General features: G+C 67.9%; 20 protein-coding genes and 1 pseudogene. 11 read left to right on the plus strand and 10 right to left on the minus strand.

What is annotated here, in order from left to right; all coding sequences use genetic code 11:
• Positions 1-85 precede the first annotated feature (85 nt).
• Positions 86-898 (minus strand): maleylpyruvate isomerase family mycothiol-dependent enzyme, encoded by an 813-nt coding sequence (locus FGL98_RS18855; protein WP_146319364.1) that lies wholly within the window; start codon positions 896-898, stop codon positions 86-88.
• Positions 899-985: 87 nt separating this feature from the next.
• On the opposite strand from FGL98_RS18855, the gene FGL98_RS18860 reads away from it, so the two are divergent.
• On the plus strand, positions 986-1,555 hold the full coding sequence (locus tag FGL98_RS18860) for a GNAT family N-acetyltransferase (protein WP_146319366.1): 570 nt from the start codon (positions 986-988) through the stop codon (positions 1,553-1,555).
• Positions 1,556-1,639: 84 nt separating this feature from the next.
• Here FGL98_RS18860 and FGL98_RS18865 read toward each other — a convergent pair whose 3' ends face one another.
• Together FGL98_RS18865 and FGL98_RS18870 are read right to left on the minus strand one after the other, a co-directional pair.
• The gene (locus FGL98_RS18865) at positions 1,640-2,287 is read right to left on the minus strand and encodes an alpha-ketoglutarate-dependent dioxygenase AlkB (RefSeq protein WP_146319368.1); all 648 of its coding nucleotides are present in this window, start codon (positions 2,285-2,287) and stop codon (positions 1,640-1,642) included.
• 15 nt (positions 2,288-2,302) lie between these two features.
• Positions 2,303-3,862: a phytoene desaturase family protein gene (locus tag FGL98_RS18870; protein WP_146319370.1), complete on the minus strand. Its 1,560-nt coding sequence runs from the start codon at positions 3,860-3,862 to the stop codon at positions 2,303-2,305.
• 51 nt (positions 3,863-3,913) lie between these two features.
• Here FGL98_RS18870 and recO point away from each other — a divergent pair.
• A pseudogene (gene recO / locus FGL98_RS18875) lies at positions 3,914-4,633 on the plus strand (DNA repair protein RecO); the annotation flags it as partial.
• Positions 4,634-4,837: 204 nt separating this feature from the next.
• Complete coding sequence (locus tag FGL98_RS18880) at positions 4,838-5,614, plus strand: isoprenyl transferase (RefSeq protein ID WP_146319374.1); 777 nt, start codon at positions 4,838-4,840, stop codon at positions 5,612-5,614.
• Between the two features lie 110 nt (positions 5,615-5,724).
• On the opposite strand, the gene FGL98_RS18885 is transcribed toward FGL98_RS18880, so the two are convergent.
• From FGL98_RS18885 to FGL98_RS18910, 6 genes are all read right to left on the minus strand, one after another.
• On the minus strand, positions 5,725-6,126 hold the full coding sequence (locus tag FGL98_RS18885) for a Fur family transcriptional regulator (RefSeq protein WP_146319376.1): 402 nt from the start codon (positions 6,124-6,126) through the stop codon (positions 5,725-5,727).
• Positions 6,123-7,166 carry a metal ABC transporter permease gene (locus FGL98_RS18890; RefSeq protein WP_146319378.1) on the minus strand — a complete coding sequence of 348 codons (1,044 nt, stop codon included), beginning with the start codon at positions 7,164-7,166 and terminating at the stop codon, positions 6,123-6,125. The genes FGL98_RS18885 and FGL98_RS18890 overlap by 4 nt, the downstream gene beginning before the upstream one ends.
• Positions 7,159-7,986 carry a metal ABC transporter ATP-binding protein gene (locus FGL98_RS18895; RefSeq protein WP_146319380.1) on the minus strand — a complete coding sequence of 276 codons (828 nt, stop codon included), beginning with the start codon at positions 7,984-7,986 and terminating at the stop codon, positions 7,159-7,161. Before FGL98_RS18895 ends, FGL98_RS18890 begins: the two co-directional genes overlap by 8 nt.
• On the minus strand, positions 7,986-8,927 hold the full coding sequence (locus tag FGL98_RS18900; RefSeq protein WP_246136643.1) for a metal ABC transporter substrate-binding protein: 942 nt from the start codon (positions 8,925-8,927) through the stop codon (positions 7,986-7,988). The genes FGL98_RS18895 and FGL98_RS18900 overlap by 1 nt, the downstream gene beginning before the upstream one ends.
• Before the next feature lie 95 nt (positions 8,928-9,022).
• Positions 9,023-10,621, minus strand: a complete 1,599-nt coding sequence (locus FGL98_RS18905) for an APC family permease (RefSeq protein ID WP_146319384.1) — start codon at positions 10,619-10,621, stop codon at positions 9,023-9,025.
• 287 nt (positions 10,622-10,908) lie between these two features.
• Positions 10,909-11,217, minus strand: coding sequence for a DUF6703 family protein (locus FGL98_RS18910; RefSeq protein ID WP_146319386.1), 309 nt, complete (start codon positions 11,215-11,217; stop codon positions 10,909-10,911).
• A gap of 97 nt (positions 11,218-11,314) precedes the next feature.
• Here FGL98_RS18910 and FGL98_RS18915 point away from each other — a divergent pair, with 97 nt between their 5' ends.
• The 8 genes from FGL98_RS18915 (at position 11,315) to dusB (ending at position 19,644) form a co-directional block, all read left to right on the plus strand.
• Positions 11,315-12,259: an ABC transporter ATP-binding protein gene (locus FGL98_RS18915; RefSeq protein WP_146319388.1), complete on the plus strand. Its 945-nt coding sequence runs from the start codon at positions 11,315-11,317 to the stop codon at positions 12,257-12,259.
• Positions 12,256-13,053: an ABC transporter permease gene (locus FGL98_RS18920; RefSeq protein ID WP_146319389.1), complete on the plus strand. Its 798-nt coding sequence runs from the start codon at positions 12,256-12,258 to the stop codon at positions 13,051-13,053. The genes FGL98_RS18915 and FGL98_RS18920 overlap by 4 nt, the downstream gene beginning before the upstream one ends.
• Before the next feature lie 53 nt (positions 13,054-13,106).
• Positions 13,107-14,384, plus strand: coding sequence for a sensor histidine kinase (locus FGL98_RS18925; protein ID WP_146319391.1), 1,278 nt, complete (start codon positions 13,107-13,109; stop codon positions 14,382-14,384).
• Positions 14,385-14,442: 58 nt separating this feature from the next.
• Positions 14,443-15,036 carry a response regulator transcription factor gene (locus FGL98_RS18930; protein WP_146319435.1) on the plus strand — a complete coding sequence of 198 codons (594 nt, stop codon included), beginning with the start codon at positions 14,443-14,445 and terminating at the stop codon, positions 15,034-15,036.
• Positions 15,037-15,183: 147 nt separating this feature from the next.
• Positions 15,184-16,347, plus strand: a complete 1,164-nt coding sequence (locus tag FGL98_RS18935; RefSeq protein ID WP_146319393.1) for an LLM class flavin-dependent oxidoreductase — start codon at positions 15,184-15,186, stop codon at positions 16,345-16,347.
• Positions 16,344-17,009, plus strand: a complete 666-nt coding sequence (locus FGL98_RS18940) for an FMN reductase (RefSeq protein ID WP_146319395.1) — start codon at positions 16,344-16,346, stop codon at positions 17,007-17,009. Before FGL98_RS18935 ends, FGL98_RS18940 begins: the two co-directional genes overlap by 4 nt.
• Positions 17,010-17,056: 47 nt before the next feature.
• Positions 17,057-18,319, plus strand: a complete 1,263-nt coding sequence (locus FGL98_RS18945; RefSeq protein ID WP_186526256.1) for an SAM-dependent methyltransferase — start codon at positions 17,057-17,059, stop codon at positions 18,317-18,319.
• Positions 18,320-18,414: 95 nt separating this feature from the next.
• Complete coding sequence (gene dusB / locus FGL98_RS18950; protein WP_146319399.1) at positions 18,415-19,644, plus strand: tRNA dihydrouridine synthase DusB; 1,230 nt, start codon at positions 18,415-18,417, stop codon at positions 19,642-19,644.
• 116 nt (positions 19,645-19,760) lie between these two features.
• On the opposite strand, the gene FGL98_RS18955 is transcribed toward dusB, so the two are convergent.
• Positions 19,761-20,606: a sulfurtransferase gene (locus FGL98_RS18955; RefSeq protein WP_146319401.1), complete on the minus strand. Its 846-nt coding sequence runs from the start codon at positions 20,604-20,606 to the stop codon at positions 19,761-19,763.
• Positions 20,607-20,649 lie beyond the last annotated feature (43 nt).

Genomic DNA, 20,649 nt, shown 5'->3' on the forward strand with positions numbered 1-20,649 from the left:
TCGCGCAACTCCATCGAGCCTGTATTTCGCGGGCCGGGGGCATGCCCGCCCGGACCCAGGCGCGCCGGCCACAGAATCAGTCAACTCATTGCTGTCCTTCGGCGACGATCTCGCCGAAGGCGCGAAGGGTGGACTCGTCGCCCGCCGACTTCAGCGGTGCCGCGGTTGGTCGGCCCCACAACCAGCAGTCCACGTCGGCGGCCGCTCCGGCTACGGTCGCACTGGCCGTGGTGCTGCCCGACTCCAAGATGCGGATGCTCGCCTCGTCGATGCTCTCGCGTGAATGCGGGTCCTTGCCGGCGATCCGGCCAATCTGCGCCAGCCAGGTGTCGGACGTGTCCTCGGCCACGACCTGGATCACCTGGCCCGGGTTGGCGGTGAACTCCACCCAGTCCGGTGCGCCGGCAAACATGACGGCCAAGATCTCGTCCAGGCCATCTGCCGCAAGGTCCTGGTCGATGGGGGCGATCGGCGCGCCCGCGGTCAGTTCTGCGTCGATGCGATGCATCAACGCCTCATGTGCCTGTCGACGGCTGATGTACGACACAGTGTGAAGATCCTTGCCATACGTCCACATCCACCGCGGCTGATCACCAGGCGTCCGCTCGAGAACCTCAGTCAGTTGCGCCGTAGCGCGTTCAAAGGAGTCGATCAGTGCCCCACGCGTGGTCGGCCGCTCTGGGTGGGTCAGGGCGTGCACCTGATCGGTGGTGCGCACATCCTGAGTGACGATGGTGGCCCAGAACCACTGCACCTCGGCGAGGTGCCAGAGCAGATCGTCTGAGTTCCAGTCCGGACAGGTCGGCACGTTGGCGTCCGCGGGAGCGTCGAGGAGCACCTCTGCGAAGCGTTCAGAGTCGCGGCGGAGATGGTCGATGAACGATGTCCGAGAGGCCATGTCCGCAAGCGTAGTCACGTCACCCGACAGGCGAGTGGGAAGTAATTAGCGTGGTGCGGTGGAGTCTGCTTCGCGTACGCTGCGGCGGTGACCGATGACATCCACCGCTTCGACGATCACTCGCTGCCCTCAGACGATTTCGGTCTGCGCGCGCCGTGCGCCTCCGACATCGACGCGATCACCCAGGCGTGCCGTGATGCACTGACGCAGAAGTGGCTGCCACTGCCCAACCCCTACCGGTGGGCGGACGCGCAGCGGTACGTCGAGGAGTTCGCACCCTCGCAGCTGGCCTCTGGCAACGGCATCGTGCGGGTCATCGAGGTGGACGGCGAGGTCGCCGGGGTGATCGACCTGAAGAAGACCGACTGGCGGGCCGCGACCACCGAGATCGGCTACTGGGTGGCACCGGCATACCGCGGCAAGGGTCTGGCCGGGCGCGCGTCCGCGCTGCTGGCCGACTGGGCTCTTCGGGAGCAGGGTATGCAGCGGGTCGAGATCCGGGCCGCCGTCGGGAATATCGGATCGGCCCGGGCAGCCAAGGCCGCCGGTTTTGGCTACGAGGGCTGTCTTCGATCCGCCGGCTTCACCCACGCCGGCCGCGTCGACCTGGAGGTCTACGGCCGGACCGTGGAGGATCTGGCTCGCCGAGAGGCATAGAAACCCGGTGAGCGGCATACGAAATAGGTATGCCGCTGGGCTGCCGCTGGGCGGGAAGGTATGCCTCTCGGCGGTGGTGGCTTGTCAGCGCACGTCGTGCGGGCGGAACTGGATGCTGATGCGCGGACCGACCGGCTTGCTGGTCTTGGGTATGCCGTGCTCCCAGGTGCGCTGGCACGATCCGCCCATCACCAGCAGGTCCCCGTGACCGAGCACCCGGCGGATCGTCTGGCCGGCCCCGCCTCCGACCGGACGAAGCAGCAGTGCCCGCGGTGCACCGATCGATACGATCGCGACGCAGGTGTCCTGCGTGCGTGACCGGCCGACTCGGTCGCCGTGCCAGGCAACCGAGTCGTGACCATCGCGGTAGAGGCACATGCCGGCCGTCGTGAACGGCTCGCCGAGCTCGTGCGAGTAGTAGTCAGACAGCCGCGAACGGGCCTGTGCCAGAACGGGGTCGGGCAGCGGCTCGCGCTCGCCGTAGAACCGCAGCAGACGGGGTGTGTCGACCGCGCGGTCATACATCATGCGCCGCTCGCCCTGCCACTCCACGCCGGCGAGGCCACCGTCGGCGAGTCGGGTGAAGAGCTCGTCGGCGCCCGTGACCCAACCCGGGCGCACGTCGACCCACGCGCCGTGGCTCAGCGGCAGCCGCTGCGTGCAGCCGCGTAACGATCGCAGGCCGACCTCCTCCACCTGGTCGAGCAGGGATCCCTGGAGTGCGTAGGACATACGTCCAGTATGCGGCTATTTCGAACACATGTCCAGCACCGCCTGTGCCGCGTGGTAACCGCCGAGCCCGCTGACCCCGCCGCCGCGCCGGGACCCGGCTCCAGCCAGCAGGATGCCGTCATGGGCCGACTGCACCCCCCAACGGGCCGCCGGTGTGCGCAGGTCCTCGTCGTCCTCGGCGAAGGGCCAGGAGAGTGGCCCGTGGAAGATGCTGCCACCCGGCATACGCAGGACCTCCTCGAGATCGTGGGTGGTCTTGGTCTCGATGCACAGGCGACCGTCCTGGTCGCGCAGGATCGCATCCTCGATGGGCTCGGCGAGGACGCTGGACAGCGAGTCGAGGACCCCGCGCTCCAGGTCGGCACGCGCCTGGTCCGGGTTACGGCCCTGCAGCAGGCGGTCCGGGGTCTGCAACGAGAAGACCGTGAGGGTGTGCGCTCCCAACGCGTACAGCTCGGGCGACAGGATGCTCGGGTCGGTGATCGAGTGGCAGTAGATCTCCGCTGGTGCGGGCGACGGGATGCTGCCGGAAAGTGCCGTGCGATAGGCAGACTCGAGCTGAGAATAGGTCTCGTTGATATGGAACGTCCCGCCGAACGCAGCCTGTGGAGCGACCTGGGTGTCGAGCAGCTCGGGTAGGCGGTGCAGCAGCAGGTTGATCTTCACCTGGGAGCCCTCGGCCGGCGCGGCCGCCTGATTCATCAGCCCGTCGAGCACTCCGGGCGCCGCTGCCCAAAGCACGTGGTGCGCCCGCGCGGACGACTCCTTACGCTTGCCCGTGCGCCAGGTGACCAGGCCGTCGTTCACCGCGATGACCTCTGCGCCCGTCTCGATCCTGGCGCCACCCGCGCGAGCCGCGGCCTCGAGCGCACCCGACACCTCACCCATACCGCCGACCGGCACGTCCCAGGCGCCGGTGCCGCCGCCGATCACGTGATAGAGGAAGCAGATGTTCTGCTGCAGGTCCTCCTGGTGCGCCGAGGCGAACGTGCTGATGAGCCCGTCGGTCAGGACGACGCCGCGGACCAGGTCGTCCTGCACCGTGCGCTCGATCACCTCGCCGAGCGGCCGCTCGAGGAAGTCGCTCATGATCGCGTCGTCGCCGATCCGCTCGCGCACCTGACTGCGCGTCGGCAGGGGGCCGGTGACCGTCGGCCACATCGCCGCCGCCAGTCGGTGCGTGCGCTCGTAGAGCGTGTTCCAGCCGTCGAGGTCGCCCGCGGCCCCGATGCGCGCGAAGGACTCGGCCGTGGCCGGCTGGTCCAGGTTGTCCACCAGGAGGCCGGTGTCCGTGCCTGGGCGCGGCGTGTAGGACGAGTAGCGCCTGCGTGCAAGTGTGATGCGCAGGCCGAGGTCGTCGATGATCTGCTGCGGGAGCAGGCTGACCAGGTAGGAGTAGCGCGACAGTCGCGCACCAGTGCCTGGGAAGGTCTCGGTCGACACCGAGGCCCCGCCGAGCTCGTCCTGCCGCTCCAGCAGCAGCACCGACAGGCCGGCGCGCGAGAGGTAGGCCGCCGCGGTCAGCCCGTTGTGGCCGCCGCCGACGATGATCACGTCATATGAGGTGTCCGACATGCCGCCAGCCTAGGCGAGCAGCGTGTGGGTGATCGGAGACAATGGAGGTCTATGGCCACCTACCGTGATGTCGCGATCGTGCTGCGCACCCACAAGCTGGGTGAGACCGACCGCATCGTCACCATGCTCACCCGTGGCCGAGGCAAGGCGCGCGCGGTCGCCAAGGGGGTGCGCCGCACCAAGTCGCGCTTCGGGTCGAGGCTGGAGCCGGGGATGCTGGTCGACCTGCAGTGCTACGAGGGCCGCTCCCTCGACACCGTCACGCAGGCCGAGATGATCGCGCCCTACGGGGACCGGATCTCCCGTGACTACTCCGCATACACCTGCGCCGCCGCGATGCTGGAGACCGCCGATCGCATCAGCGAGGAGCACGAACCGGTGGTGCAGCAGTTCAACCTGCTGGCCGGTGGGCTGAGCGCCCTGGCCCACCGTGAGCACGACAGTGGCATGATCCTGGACTCCTACCTGCTGCGCGCGGTCGCGATCGCCGGCTGGGCGCCGAGCTTCACCGACTGCGCGGGGTGTGGTGCGCACGGACCGCACCGGGCGTTCAACCTGGCCAGTGGCGGTGCCGTGTGCAGCGCGTGCCGGACCCCCGGCTCGGCGGCTCCGCGACCCGAGACCTTCGTGCTGCTGGCCGGTCTGCTGACCGGTGACTGGCCGGTCGTCGAGGCGAGCGAGGAGCCGGTGCGCCGCGAGGCGGACGGTCTCGTTGCGGCATACGTGCAGTGGCACCTCGAGCGCGGCGTGAGATCCCTGCGCCTGATCGATCACACCCCCTCCACGCCGCTACCACCCCACGAAGTCTTCGCTCGTACCTCGCTCGGTACTTCGCGGGGACCCCGGCTACCACCCCACGAAGTCTTCGCTCGTACCTCGGCCGGTACTTCGCGGGGACCCCGGCTACCACCCCACGAAGTCTTCGCTCGTACCTCGCTCGGTACTTCGCGGGGACCCCGGTTAGGAGCGTGACCCATGCCAGTCCCACCGCCGCAGCTGTCCAGCGGTGAGCGTCCGCCGCGGATCCCGCCGGAGCTCGTGCCGCAGCACATCGCGATGGTGATGGACGGCAACGGCCGGTGGGCCAACAAGCGGGGGCTGCCGCGCACGAAGGGGCACGAGGCCGGCGAGGCCGTGCTGATCGACGTGATCGCGGGGGCGATCGAGGCCGGTGTGCCCAACTTCTCGGCCTACATGTTCTCCACCGAGAACTGGCGGCGCTCACCCGACGAGGTGCGCTTCCTGATGGGGTTCAACCGGGACGTCATCCGACGTCGGGTCGACCTGCTGCACTCCTGGGGGGTGCGCTGCCGGTGGTCCGGTCAGCGCCCGAAGCTGTGGCGCTCGGTGCTGAAGGAGCTGCGCAGAGCCGAGGAGATCACCCAGGACAACTCGGTGATGACGCTGCAGATGTGCGTCAACTACGGTGGCCGCGCGGAGATCGCGCAGGCCGTGCAACGGATCGCCGAGCAGGTGCGGGCGGGCAAACTCAAGCCCAGCTCGATCAGCGAAAAGACGATCGCGCGCAACCTCACCTGGCCGGACATGCCGGACGTCGACCTGTTCGTGCGGTCCTCGGGGGAGCAGCGCACCAGCAACTTCCTGCTCTGGGAGTCGGCGTATGCCGAGCTGGTCTTCCTCGACACACTGTGGCCGGACTTCACCAGGCTGGATCTGTGGCAGGCGATCCAGATCTTCGCCGAGCGGGACCGCCGCTTCGGGGGAGCAGTCGACGCGTCGGCCGGCGCCTGAGCCGGCCACCCTTCCCCGTCGAGTGGCCTTTCCCCGTCGAGTGGCGTACCCAGCGCTCGAGTGGAGTACGACTTTGTACTCCACTCGACGGGAAGGGTGCAGGCGGCGGGTCAGACCGTGCGGCAGTCCGCGCAGGTGCCGACGATCTCGATCACGTGGTGGGCGTCGGTGAAGCCGTGCTCCGCGCTCACCTGCTCCGCCCAGCGCTCCACCGCGGGGCCTTCCACCTCGACGGCGCGCCCGCACTCCCGGCATACCAGGTGGTGGTGGTGGGTCGTGCTGCAGGCGCGATAGATCGCCTCACCATCCTCGGTGCGCAGCATGTCAATCTGCCCCTCGGCCGTCATCGCCTGCAGCGCGCGGTAGACGGTGGCCAGCCCGACGCTCTCACCCTCGTCCCGCAGCTGCGCATGCAGCTCCTGCGCGGACACGAAATCGGGCAGCTGCGCGAGCTGGTTGGCCACCGCTGCCTGCTGACGGGTGGAGCGGCGAGGCTGCGTCGTGTCACTCATGCGGGGTCCTCCTTCGTGGTGGTCTCGGCCAGGCCGGTGGCACTCTCAGCGTATGCGGGGTCGCCGGCGCCGGCCGGATGCAGCCTGTCGTGGCCGTGGTGGTCCGCCTCCGCAGTGTGCAGATGCCCCTCGTGCACGTAGTCGACGTGGTCGCCGTGCAGCTGCGCGTCGTGCCCGCAGCCGTCCTGGTGGAGGTGTGGGTGGCTGCTGCGCCGGAGCTGGCGGCCGCGGGCGATGCGCACCAGGGCGGTGACCGACGCGGCGACGAGGAAGAGCGCAACGGCTGCAAGGACGACGGTCCCACCGGACGGGGTGTCGAGGTAGTAGGACGAGCTGACGCCGACGAATCCGCATACGCAGCCGATGCCGACCGCCCAGATCGTCGTGCCGCGGAAGCTGCGGCCGAGCAGCTGGCCGGTGGCGTTCGGCAGGATCATCAGTGCACTGATCAGCAGCAGGCCGATGACGCGCATCGACAGGACGACGGTGACCGAGGTCAGCACCGACAGCAGCAGGTTCATCGACATCACGGGAAGCCCTGCGGACTGGGCGTACTCCTCGTCGTTCGCGATCGCGAAGAGCCGCCGCCGCAGCACGGTCGTCGTGCCGACCGCGACCACCGCGAGCAGGGCGAACTGCCACAGCTGGTTGGACTCAGTGGTGAGGATGGCGCCGAAGAGGTACTGCTCGATCGAGAGTCCACCCGCACTGGTCGCCTTGGCGAGCAGCACCACGCCCAGCGCGATGCCGCCGTAGAACATCACGGCCAGTGCGACGTCGGCGTTGGTGCGGCCGCGGATGCGGATGAACTCCACCAGACCCGCGGCAAGCACGGCCGCGATCAGCGCGGTGATGATCGGGGAGTGGTTGGTGAGCACCCCGATCGCGACACCGGCCAGGGACACGTGACCCAGGCCGTCGCCGATCAGCGAGAGCCGGCGTTGCACGAGGAAGACACCGACCGCGGGTGCGGCCGCCCCCACCAGAAGCGCGGCGATGAGGGCATGGCGCATGGCCTCGAGCTGGAACATGTCAAACATGCCGGTGCTCCTTGTCGCGCAGGTCCAGCTCGTCCAGCGGCCCTGCGCCGTAGGGCGATCGCTTGCCTTCGGGGCTGTCGTCATCGACGTGGTGATGGCCGGTCGCCGAAGCCGCCAGGATGCGGCGTCCCTGACGACTGATGAGGTCGGACGGGGTGCCGTCGAAGGCGATGCGACCATGTGAGACCTCGACGATGCGCGTCACGATGCCGCGTAGCGCCTCGATCTCGTGGGTCACGATGATCATGGTCACCCCGGACGCGGCGAGCCGCTGCAGCACCTCGGCCAGCACCTCCTGGCTTGCGGTGTCCACCCCGGCGGTCGGCTCGTCCATGATGAGGATGTCCGGCTGCCCTGCCAGTGCCCGCGCGATGAGCACCCGTCGCTGTTGCCCACCGGAAAGCGTTGACACATCGGCGCGTTCGCGATCTGCGAGCCCGACGCGCGCCAGGGCGCGGTCGATCAGCTCATGGTCCTGCGCGGAGGCCCGGCGCCACCACGGCCGGTGCGGCAGGCGGCCGACCTCGACGATCTCGCGCACGGTGGCTCGCACCGAGGTGGAGAGCGTATGCCGTTGGGGCACGTAGCCGAGCCGGGTGCGCTCGCGGAAGCTCGCTGCCGGGATGCCGAACAGGTCGAGGTCGCCGGACAGGTGGTCGTTGAGCCCGAGGATGCCGCGCATCAGCGTCGACTTGCCGGAGCCGTTGGGGCCGAGCACCGCGATCACCTCACCGGAGTGCACGGTGAGGCTGGCATCCCGCACGACGGGATTTCCGGCATACCCGAAGGACGCGGAACGCAGGGCGAGCACGGTCTCCATCAGTTGCACTCCTGGCTGGACTTCAGGGTCGCGAGATTGGCGCGCATGATCGCAAAGTAGTCCTTGCCGGCGGACGTGTCGGTGATGCCTTCGATCGGGTCGAGGACCTTGACCTTGGTCCCGGTCTGCCTCGCGATGGTCTGGGCGACCGCGGGGGACGCGAGCGTCTCGGAGTAGATCGTCGTGACGTGATGTGCCGTCACGAAGTTGCTGACGGCCTGCAGGCGGCCGGGCGTCGGCATCTGATCGGGCGCGATCCCCGAGACGCCGACCTCGGTCATCCCGTAGTGCTGCGCGAGATAGCCGAACGCGGCGTGGCTGGTGACGATGTCCTTGATGCGACAGGTCTTCAAGGTGGCCGTGTAGCTCCGGTCGAGGGCCGTGAGCCTGCTGGTGAACGTCTTCAACCCGGCGGCGTAGGCCGCCTTGTGGGTCGGGTCGACCGACTCCAGCCTGGCGGCGATGTCGCGAGCGACCTTGGCATAGCGCGTGGGATCGAGCCAGAAGTGCGGGTCGGTGCCGTGGGTGTCGCTCTGGTTCAACGGCTGTCCGGCGACCTGGTCGACGCTGTCAAGGCTCAGGTCCAGGTTTGCGGCGGTTGCCACGTTCAATGCCTTCTTGGGCGCCTCGGTCTGGACGGCCTTGTCGACCGATGCCTGGAACCCCTTGGCGTAGACGACGAGGTCTGCCTGGCTGACCGCCAGGACCTCCTTCGGGGTGAGCTCGATGTCGTGCGGCTCGGCGCCGTTGGGGGTCAGGCTGGTCACGGTGACATGGTCGCCGCCGATCTGCTGCACGGCATACGCCATGGGGTAGAACGATGCGGCGACGCTCACGGTGTGCGGCTCGCCGGCGCCCGCGGATCCCCCGCAGGCGGCCAGGGTCGGGACGGCAATGGCGGCGGCGCAGGCAACGGCCGCGGCGGCCCGAGGAAAGGTCATGACAATCATTCTCAGGCCTAATGAGAATGATTGTCAAAATAGGCATGAGCCCGCGGCTGTTCCGAGCTGTCGGCCTGCCTGATCCGTCTCCCTCCCTACTGGTCGCGGTGTGCCGACTCGTTCATCGACACGGACGGATGCGCGTGCATGTGTGTCAGGCGGCTGCGACGTCCGGCAATGAAGATGATCACGCCGATGACGGCGATGATCACCATGATCAGCAGGGTGATCCAGTCCTCGTTGAAGTAGCCGCGTGGGCTGTTCAGCCCGCTGGGGAAGACGACGTTCAGCAGCATCAGGCCGAGGTAGAGGATCGCGACGATGGTGACCGGATAGCCCCACCTCCCGAGCTTGAAGTGGCCTTCGGGGACCCAGCCGCGTAGCCGGGCGATGAGGGACCCGATCGCGGTGAGCAGGAACGACAGGTAGATGCCGCTGACTCCGAAGGACACCAGCGAGACCAGCGCGTTCGTGTTCGCCGGGTAGGTGATGAAGCCGAGTGTGACGTTGTGCGACGGCGCGGCATACTCGAGCAGCACGAAGAGGACCGTCACGACCGACCCGATGATCAGCGCGTTGATCGGAGTGCGGAATCGCGAGTGCACCCGCGACAGCCAGCCCGAGGCCGGAAAGATGCCGTCGCGAGAGTAGGAGAAGATCAGGCGGCTTCCGGCGCCCTGGATCGACGTGCCGCAGGAGAAGAACGCGAAGATGATCAACAGGAGGAGGAAGTCCTGCATCCCGGCCGGCAGCTCGGCCAGGATGAACGGGATGCCGCCACCCTTGATGGTCTTGGTCACCCCGTCCGGCCCGGCGGGCATGGCCAGGAGCAACGCACCGATCAGCACGAACGACGCGACGCCGCCGAATATCAGCGCCATCCGCATCGCGCGCGGCACATGACGGTCGGCGTCCTTGGTCTCCTCGGAGATATCGCCGGCCGACTCGAAGCCGTAGAAGATGTAGACCGGCGCCAGGACCGAGACCAGCAATGCACCGGGGAACCAGGCGCCGCCGAAGTTCAGCCCCAACGCATTGTGCGCGGCATGCTCGACGCCCTGGGTGGTGAACAGGTAGCCCAGGCCGTGGTGGAAACCGTGGATGCCCAAGATGATCGCGATGCCCAAGGTGCCCACGATCTCGACATACACGCCGAACTGAGCGACCCGCCCCATGACGCGGGCACCCGTGATGTTCAACACCGACTGAATGGCCAGCAGGACGACCGTGATCACCAGGACCGTCAGATGGCTGGACGGGTTGAGGTTCCAGTGAAACCAGTTGTGCATCAGTGCGGTGAAGTAGCCGACAACTCCAGTATCGACCGAGGCGACGGTGACCAGCAGGGCGATTCCGTAGAACCACCCGACGAACCAGCCATAGCGTGGCCCGACGGAAAACTTGCTGTACTGGTAGAGCGCCCCCGCGATCGGATAGTGACTTGCCAGCTCTCCGAATACCAGGGCGACCAAAAGCATCCCGGCGACCGGGATCCAGGTGAGCCAGATGTACACCGGCCCACCGGTGCCGACGCCGAGCACGAACAGCGAGTAGATGCCGACCATCGGTGAGAGGTAGGTGAACGCGACGGCGAAGTTGGCGAACAGTCCCAGCACCCGGTTCAGCTGAGGGTGATACCCGAGGGCCTCAAGCCGCTGATCTTCGCTGGACTGTGCCGAGACTGCATCTGGCATGGGTCCTCCTCGGTATTGGCATCCGCTCGCATGGCGTCACCGACAGTTGATGATAAAACCACCGGGGATCAAGGCGCCATGACCGGCTCACATGTTTCATTCACGTTCCCGGCGTACGTTCTGGTGCCATGAACATGCTCGAATACTTCACGACGGCGCTTGTCCTCGGCTGCGTCGTCGCGGCCGTAACGGTCATGATTGGGGGGCTCGGCTCAAAGTCGAAGGACTCTCGGCGGACCGTCCAGCCCGTTCGGGCGCAGGAGGGCGAGCCCGCGGTAGACGGTTCGTCAGGCGGCGAGCACCACGGCGATGGCCGTAAGTAGGAGCAGCATCGCCGCGCGCATCATCCGCTCGATCGGGGACAGTCGCGGCCAGGCCAGGTAGAGCAGCCAGGCGATCAGCAGCGCGCACAGGCCGAAGCAGACTGCGCCGACGACGTGGCGGAAGATCACGCCGATCACCATGACGACGAGGACCGTGATCACCGGCGTGGCCTTGGGCAGGCGCGCGAGACGTTGGATCAGGGGGTCGCTCAGGTGCTCGGCCCTGACGCGCAGGGGAGAGCTTTGCACCGAGGGGCGTTCTTCGACAGGCACCGCATGAGCCTAAACCGTCGAGGGATGACGAATGTCATGGCCGGTCGGTGACAGTCGCCCCATGGTGCCTGTCGCGAAGCCCGGCAGAGTGGGCGACATGACAACAGACCTGAAAAGGCCCCGCGAGGCGGGGCAGTCACGGCAGGCGATTGCCGCGGTGGACCTGAAGGGGATCCACAAGAGCTTCGGTGACGTGCACGCCGTGCGCGGCATCGACCTGAACGTCCGGCCCGGCGAGGTCGTGGCCTTCCTCGGCCCCAACGGCGCCGGCAAGACGACCACCATCGACATGATCCTGGGCCTCGGCCGCCCGGACAAGGGGCAGGTCAGCGTCTATGGCATGGCACCACGGGAGGCCATCGCCAAGGGGCTGGTCTCGGCGGTCCTGCAGACCGGGGGCCTGCTGAAGGACTACAGCGTCCTGGAGACCGTGCAGTTGACCGCCAGCCTCTTCGCACACAGCCGTCCCGCCGGCGAGGTCCTCGAACGGGCCGGCATCGCCGACATCTCCGACCGCCTGGTCGGCAAATGCTCCGGCGGCGAGAAGCAGCGACTGCGCTTTGCGATGGCGCTGCTGTCGGATCCAGAGCTGATCATCCTGGACGAGCCGACCACCGGCATGGACGTCACCGGTCGCCGCGACTTCTGGAACGCCATACGCGAGGACTCCCGCCGCGGCCGCACGGTGATGTTTGCCACGCACTACCTCGAGGAGGCCGACGCGTATGCCGATCGCATCGTCCTCGTGCGCGAGGGCCAGGTGGTGGCGGACGGCACGGCTGCGGAGGTCAAGGCCATGACAGCGGGTCGTATCGTGCGCTGCACCCTGCGGGGCGCCGACAGCGCCGCGCTGCACGGCATACCCGGTGTCGACGGGGTCGAGATCCGCGGAGACAGTGTGCTCATCCACTCGGCCGACACCGACGCGGTCGCGCGTCATCTGCTCAACAACACACCGGCCCACGACCTCGAGATCGTCGCTCGCGGCCTCGAAGAGGCCTTCATCGCATTGACCAGCTCCGATCAGGGAGAGAACCGATGACCACGACAGCTCCCCAGATCAGGGCTCGCAACGTCCCACCGATGGGCGGGTTCAACCCGACCCTGCTCCGACTGGAGGTCAGGCGACTGCTGCGCAACAAGCGCACGATGATCTTCACCATCTTGATGCCGATCTTCTTCTACCTGGTATTCGGGCTCACCATCAGCAGCAAGGACCAGGCGCTCTCGGCCGGCGCGCACGGCAATGTCAGCGCGTTCATCCTGGTGAGCATGGCGCTCTACGGCGCCATTCTCGCGACGACAAGCGGCGGTTCGATGGTGTCGATCGAGCGTTCCGAGGGCTGGAGCCGCCAGCTGCGGCTGACCCCGCTCACGTCGCTCGCCTACGTGCTGGTGAAGGCCCTCACCGCCATGACCCTCGGTCTGGCCGCGATGCTCGGCGTCTTCGTGGTGGGCGCGATCACCGGCAAGGCGGACATGCCGCTGTGGGTGTGGGTGAGCACCGCGGCCTGCGTGTGGGTCGGCTCCCTGATGTATGCCGCATACGGCCTGTTCATGGGATATCTGCTGCCGACCGAGAACGTCATGCAGATCCTGGCCTTCAGCATCGTGCTCTTCGCCTTTGCCGGTGGTCTGTTCGTGGACCTGAGCGCCATGCCCGGGTGGTATCAGACTTTCGCCGAGTTCACCCCGCTGTGGGGTCTGAACGAGATCGTGCACGGCCCCCTGCTCGGTGAGTTCCGCATCTCGTGGCTGATCAATGCGGTCGTCTGGCTGGCCATCTTCGTCGGCGGCGCCGTGTGGCGCTTCCAACGAGACACCGACCGCGTCTGAGCATCCGGCAGCGTCTCCCATCGGGGGAGAGGCGTCAGTGAGAGGCTTGGTCCATGAACACACAAGCACCCGGTCGACCTCGCACGCTGCGTGCCTGGGTCGGCCGGGTGCGCGGCGTGATCGACCCGTCCGGGGAGGGCGCGGCCGGTCGGGCGGCTGCGTACGACACCGGGCGGATCTTCGGCAATGTCATGGTCGCGATCTGGCTGGTCTTTCTGCTGCAGCCGCTCGGCGTCGCGTGGGGTATGCGGGGCGAGGTCAGAGGATGGGCCGGGATGGGCGCCGTGGTCGCCTTCGCCGCGGCATACCTCTGGCACTTCTCGTCCTCCGGCAGCATCGCGTTCGCCCCCGAGGTCGAGCTCAGCCGGGCGAAGCGGCGCGCTGTCCTGCCTCGCTATGGTGTCGTCCTGGTGCTGGCAGGGCTCTCCACTGCCCTCGTCGGACAGAGCGGCACGACGGCGTGGGTCTTCCTCGCGGTCTCGGGGCTGTGGACCTGGTCGTTCCGGCCGGCAGTCGTGGTGAGCCTGGTGCTGACCGGCCTCTACCAAGTCTTCGAACTCACTCTGCCCGGCTGGCAGACGGATAACTCGTTGCCGTTCGCGATGCTCCTGGCCATGGTCGCCTGCAGCGGTGGGATCCTGGCGGCGCGCCGAGGACGGGCACTCGGGCGGGCGCGTGAGGAGAACGCACAGCTGCTGGTGGAGGAGGAGCGCAACCGGATGGCGCGCGACCTGCACGACATCCTGGGCCACTCACTGACGGTCATCACGGTGAAGGCGGAGCTGGCGAACCGGCTCATCGACGTCGACCACGACCGGGCCAAGGCGGAGGTCGCCGACCTCGAACGGCTGTCGCGCAGCGCCCTGTCCGACGTGCGGCGGGCAGTCGAGGGGTACCGGGAGATCTCCTTGTCGGGCGAGCTGATCCGCGCCAGGGAGGCGCTCACCGCGGCCGGAGTGGACGCCGAGCTGCCCAATGCGCTCGACGAGGTGCCGGAGGACCTGCAGGAGGTCTTCGCGTGGACGGTGCGCGAGGGGGTGACCAATGTGGTGCGCCACAGTGCCGCGCGGAAGTGCACGATTGTGGTGGACAGCTCGAGCATCACGATCAGGGACAACGGCGCGGGTGCGGCGGTCGGACTCAGCGGCAACGGACTGCGCGGGCTGCGTGAGCGGGCGGGTGCCGTCGGTGCAGCGTTGGTCACCCGCACCCTTGAGCCGCACGGTTTTGAGGTGCAGATGCTGGTGCTGAGCGATGGCCCGGTCGCGACCAGGCAAGGGACGCCGGTGACGCGGATCGGTCCGGTGCCGGGTAGCCAGGCGTTGACGTGAGGCGGCCGACCGCCGTCGTGCACGCGCCCCATAGGGTCGGTGCGTGACGATCAAGGTGATGCTCGCGGATGACCAGGCCCTGGTGCGCGGTGCGCTGGCGGCGCTGCTGGAGCTCGAGGTCGACCTGACTGTGGTTGCGGAGGCCTCGCGGGGCGACGAGATTGTTGCCGTTGCGGAGCGGGAGCGGCCCGACGTGGTGCTGATGGACGTCGAGATGCCGGGACTGGACGGCATTGCGGCCACCGCCGAGCTGCGCAAGGCGCTGCCCGACATTCGCGTGCTGATCGTCACCACGTTCGGCCGGCCGGGCTACCTACGGCGTGGGTTGCAAGCGGGCGCAGCAGGCTTCGTGGTCAAGGACACGCCCGCGCGGGAGCTTGCCGATGCGGTGCGGCGGGTGCACCAGGGGCTTCGCGTGGTCGACCCCGCGCTCGCGACCGACTCGCTGGTGGCGGGGGAGTCGCCACTGACCGCGCGGGAGACCGAGGTGCTCAAGGCCGCGCGTGGGGGAGGAACGGTGGCCGTCATCGCCGGGACGCTCTTCCTCTCCGAGGGGACGGTGCGCAACCACCTGTCCTCCGTGATCGGCAAGACCGGCGCCCGCACGCGGGCCGAGGCCGTTCAGGTCGCCGAGAACAACGGCTGGCTCTGACCACCTTGTCGAGAGGCATACCTGCCCATCGAGAGGTGCACGAGTTTGGTATGCCGATGGGCGAGATGTGTGCCTCTCGGCACTGGGGAATGTCCCGCCGTGATGCCACGTTAAGGTAGTTGAAATTGCAACTACTTAGGAGGCGACATGGAGTTCGGGATCTTCAGCGTCGGGGATGTCACCCCCGACCCCACGACGGGGCGCACGCCTACGGAGGCCGAGCGGATCCAGGCCATGGTGCGCATCGCGCTGAAGGCCGAGGAGGTCGGCCTGGACGTGTTCGCCACGGGCGAGCACCACAACCCGCCGTTCGTGCCCTCCTCGCCGACGACGATGCTCGGCTATCTCGCCGCGCAGACCACGCGCCTGAAGCTGTCGACCTCCACCACCCTGATCACGACGAACGACCCGGTCAAGATCGCCGAGGACTACTCGATGCTGCAGCACCTGTCGGGCGGCCGGGTCGACCTGATGATGGGACGTGGCAACACCGGCCCGGTCTATCCGTGGTTCGGCAAGGACATCCGCGAGGGGATCAACCTTGCGGTCGAGAACTATCACCTGCTCCGCCGGCTCTGGCGCGAGGACGTCGTGGACTGGGCGGGGAAGTTCCGGACCCCGCTGCAGAGCTTCACCGCCACGCCTCGCCCGCTGGACGGCATACCCCCGTTTGTCTGGCACGGCTCGATCCGCAGCCCCGAGATCGCCGAGCAGGCCGCGTTCTACGGCGACGGGTTCTTCCACAACCACATCTTCTGGCCGACCGAGCACACCCGTGCGATGGTGGACCTCTATCGGCAGCGGTTCGAGCACCACGGCCACGGGCGCGCCGACCAGGCGATCGTCGGACTCGGCGGGCAGGTCTTCATGCGGGCGAGCAGTCAGGATGCGGTCCATGAGTTCCGGCCCTACTTCGATGCCGCGCCGGTCTACGGTCACGGGCCGTCGATGGAGGAGTTCACGGCGCAGACGCCGCTGACCGTAGGCTCGCCGCAGCAGGTCATCGAGCGTTACCTGGGCTTCCGGGACGACGTGGGTGACTACCAGCGGCAGCTCTTTCTGATGGACCACGCCGGGCTGCCGCTCAAGACGGTGCTGGAGCAACTGGACATCCTCGGGGAGCAGGTGATCCCGGTGCTGCGCAAGGAGGCTGATGCGTTGCGCCCAGCACACGTGCCCGCGCACGCACCGACTCATGCCGAGCTGTTGGCAGCCGGCGTCGACGCGCCGAACGCCCGCGTTCTACCGGCCGATTCAGCTGATCTGAGTGAGCCCGGCGTGACGGCCGGGCAGGAAGGCTCGACCCGATGACCCGCCGTGTTGTGGCCGTGACGGCCGGCCTGAGCGTGCCATCGTCCACCAGGCTGTTGACCGATCGACTTGTTGTGGCCCTCGAGAGCCAGCTGGGTGCCCGCGGTGAGGGCGCGGAGGTCGAGGTGGTCGAGCTGCGTGAGCATGCTCAGGCGATCGCCTCCGACCTGACCTCCGGGTTCGCGAGCACGTCGTTGGGCGCGGTGATCGACCAGGTCGAGACCGCAGACGCGTTGATCGCAGTGACCCCCGTGTTTGCCGCGTCCTACGGCGGCCTCTTCAAGTCATTCTTCGACCTCATCGATCCGGAGTCCCTGGGCGGCACGCCGGTGCTGGTCGCGGCGACTGCCGGCACGGCGCGCCACTCGCTGATGCTCGAGCACGCGATGCGACCGCTGTTCACCTACCTGCACGCGGTCGTGCTGCCGACCGCTGTCTTCGCCGCGACCGACGACTTCGCAGGCGACGATCTGGCGCGACGCATCGAGCGCGGTGCAGGTGAGCTCGCGGATGCGCTGGTCGGGCGGGGCGACTGGCTGGTGGGGCTTCGGCCCGGCCGCACTGAGCGCGAGCTGTCGCTGGACGACGTGCCGGACTTTCGGTCGCTGTTGGGGGATCAGGGCATCCGCCGCCGACCTGCGCGTACGAGCCCGGCAGGATAGAATACCTATGTAGCGTCGAAGAGGGCGATAGCATGGTGGAAAGCGGTGTGGTCGAAAAGCGACTGATTGATCAGGTGCTGCGGCGCATCCGTTCCGGTCGGGCGATAGTTCGATTCTGGGATGGTGATGAGCGGTCCTATGGCAGCTCCGGCAGGCTGATTCACGTCGCTGCGGATGCACCGCTGCGGCTGCGCAAGACGCTGGGCAGCGCGAGCCTGGCCTTCGGCGAAGCCTACGTGCGCGGTGACATCCGGATCAGTGAGAATGAGCTCGACGACTTCTTCTGGATCATCGCGCACAACCAGGGCGCCGTGCACGCGCTCAAGCCGTTGCGCCGCGTCTACCGCCGGGAGCGCAACCGTCGGAGCCGTCAGCGCGACCAGGTCAGTCGGCACTACGACGTCGGAAACGACTACTACCGGTTGTTCCTCGACTCGAGCCTGACCTATTCGTGCGGCTACTTCGAGCATGAGGGCGACTCCCTGGAAGCGGCCCAGGTGCAAAAGATCGATCACGTGCTGCGCAAGCTGCGCCTTGAGCCCGGGCAGCGGTTGCTCGACGTGGGCTCGGGGTGGGGCGCACTCGCGGTGGCTGCGGCGAAGAAGTATGACGTGCAGGCCGTGGGGATCACCCTGAGTCACGAACAGCTCGCGGGCTCAAACGAGCTCGCGGCTCGAGAGGGTGTCAGCGATCGGGTGCAGTTCAGACTGATGAACTACCAGGATCTCCCGGGAGCCGACGACCCGGCTGTGCGCGGGCCCTACGACCGGATTGCCAGCGTCGGGATGTTCGAGCACGTCGGCCGCCACCTGCACCGCAACTACTTCCAGGTGCTGCACGGACTGTTGACTCCCGGAGGGGTCGGCATGGTGCACGCGATCACCAACCAGATGCACCAGGGCAACGATGCCTGGACCGACCGGCACATCTTCCCCGGTGGATACCTGCCGACCGTGCAGGAGGTCGAAGGGCTGCTGGCGGACGAGGGGCTGTGGTCCATCGATCGGGAGAACCTGTGGCAGCACTATGTGCGCACACTGTCCGCGTGGCGACGCAACCACCAGGAGAATCACGATCGGATCGTCGCGATGTTCGACGAGGAGTTCTATCGGACCCGTGACCTGTGGCTTGCCGGGTCCAAGGCGGGGTTCGACTACGGCACGCTGGGGCTCGCGCAGTTCGTCTTCACCAGGGGCAAACCTACGGACTGGCCACTGACCCGCCGTGGGTTGTATGCGCAGGCGGCCGCAGGTGGTCCCCGCCACCTCGTCCAGAGAGTCGCCGAACGGGCCGGATCGTCTGTGCCGTGACTCCCGGCCCTGCGGCAAGCCGGCGCCCGTTGTCGCCGTGACCTTCGCACTCGATAGCACCGCGATTTGCGGTCACCTGCGATGATGGGCCCGCGATGACTGATCTGCTCACCAGGAACCCAGGCTCTCCCTCTCCGACGACGGAGGGTCAGCCAACGCTGCCACCGTTACAGATCGGGCCACACACCATCACGTCGCCCGTGGTGCTGGCACCGATGGCCGGCATCACCAACCGGGCGTTCCGGCGACTGTGCCGACAGTATGGCGACGCCGGTTCAGTGGCAGGTGGCGCCACCTGCCTTTACGTCAGCGAGATGATCACCTCTCGTGCGCTCGTCGAGCGCACCCCGGTCACGATGCGGCTGATCGAGCACGATGCCGATGAGTCGCCACGGTCGATCCAGCTCTACAGTGTGGACCCGGCGACCACCGCGAAGGCCGTGCACATCCTGGTCAGCGAAGATCTTTGTAACCACATCGACCTGAACTTCGGCTGCCCCGTCCCCAAGGTGACCCGCAAGGGCGGCGGTTCGGCCTTGCCGTGGAAGACCGAGCTCTTCCGCAGCATCGTCGCGAGCGCGGTCCGCGAGGCCACGCCGTATGGCGTACCGGTCACCGTTAAGATGCGCAAGGGCATCGACTCCGACCACCTGACCTATCTCGAGGCGGGCCGCATCGCGGAGGGCGAGGGCGTCGCGGCTGTCGCGCTGCACGCACGCACCGCGGCACAGGCCTACTCCGGCACGGCGGACTGGACCGCGATCCGCCGGCTGAAGGAGATCGTGACCTCGGTGCCGGTGCTGGGCAACGGCGACATCTGGTCGGCGGAGGATGCGCTGCGGATGGTGCGGGAGACCGGTTGCGACGGGGTGGTGGTCGGACGCGGCTGCCTCGGGCGGCCGTGGCTCTTCACGGACCTCGCCGCCGCGTTCGCAGGCACGACGCAGCGGGTGACGCCGGGCCTGCGCGAGGTCGCCGAGATCCTGCGGCTGCACGCGACCTACCTGGTGGAGTTCTATGAGTCCGAGCTCAAGGGCTGCCGGGACATCCGCAAGCACATCGCGTGGTACTTCAAGGGCTTCCCGGTCGGTGGCCAGCTGCGATCGCAGCTCGCGCTCGTCGACTCGCTGGCTGCACTGGACGACCTGATCGGTGGGCTCGACCTCGATCAGCCGTGGCCTGGCGAGGCCGCCGAGGGTCAACGGGGGCGTGCGGGCTCGGAGCGGCGGGTGATCCTGCCCGAGGGTTGGCTGGACCACCAGGAGGTCGACGGGCGGTTGCGCGCCATGATCGCGGACGCGGAGATCTCCGTCGACGGCGGATAGGCGCCGAGTGCAGTGAATGCGTTGGCTATAGCGCGCGGACCCACTGCACGTGACGGGTTGGTTGGGGGAGTGCCGTGGGTGCGTTGGCTATAGCGCGCGGATCCACTGCACCGATCTCATTCGGTGACGACCGGCCGGTCCGCGTCGGTGATCCATTGTGACCAGGAGCCGACATACACCGCGGTTTGTGGATGGAGACCCGCAACCTCGAAGGCCAGCGCGAGGTGTGCCGCCTGCACTCCGGACCCGCAGTAGGTGCCGACCACCGTGCCGGTCGTGATGCCCTGCTCGCCAAAGCGGGCGGCGAGCTCGTCGGCGGGCAGGAACCGACCGTCCTCCTGCACGTTGACCAGGGCTGGGGACGGCTTCGCGCCCGGTATGTGTCCGGCGACCGGGTCGATGATCTCGTTCCGACCGGCATACCGCTCGGCGGGGCGGGCATCGAGCAGCAGCTCGGTGTCGGCGTATCGGGCGGCGCCGTCCGCGTCGAGCAGCATCTCGGGCCGCGCGGCTGCGGTGAAGTCGCCCGGTCTGGGCGATGTCCCCTCGGACTCCAGCGGCAGCCCGGCCCTCAGCCAGGCCGCAAATCCGCCGTCGAGCACCTGCACGTCATCCTTGCCGAAGTAGCGCAGCAGCCACCAGAGTCGGCTGGCGCCAAGGGAGTTCGCCTCGTCATAGACGACGACGGGCCGGTCGTTGCGCACACCGGCCGCCTGCATCGCGGCGGCGAACACCGCCTTGGCCGGCAGCGGGTGGCGGCCTCCCTCCCCGGGCCAGCCGGTCAGGGCCTTCTCGAACTCGACCCAGGCCGCATCCGGCAGGTGACCCTCCTCGTAGGCCGGCCGCAGTGACGGCCGCCCCAGCTGCCAGCGCACGTCCAACACCGTGGGCGCCGTCGACGGGTCCTGCAGCAGGGCATGCAAGGCTTGTGGAGTCACCAGCGGATGCGTGATCTGCGTCATGGTCACAAGCCTACGGCGACCGGTGTGCGGGAGAGCAGTGGCT

It is taken from the genome of Leekyejoonella antrihumi (genome assembly GCF_007845645.1).
Classification (GTDB): Bacteria; Actinomycetota; Actinomycetes; order Actinomycetales; family Dermatophilaceae; genus Leekyejoonella; species Leekyejoonella antrihumi.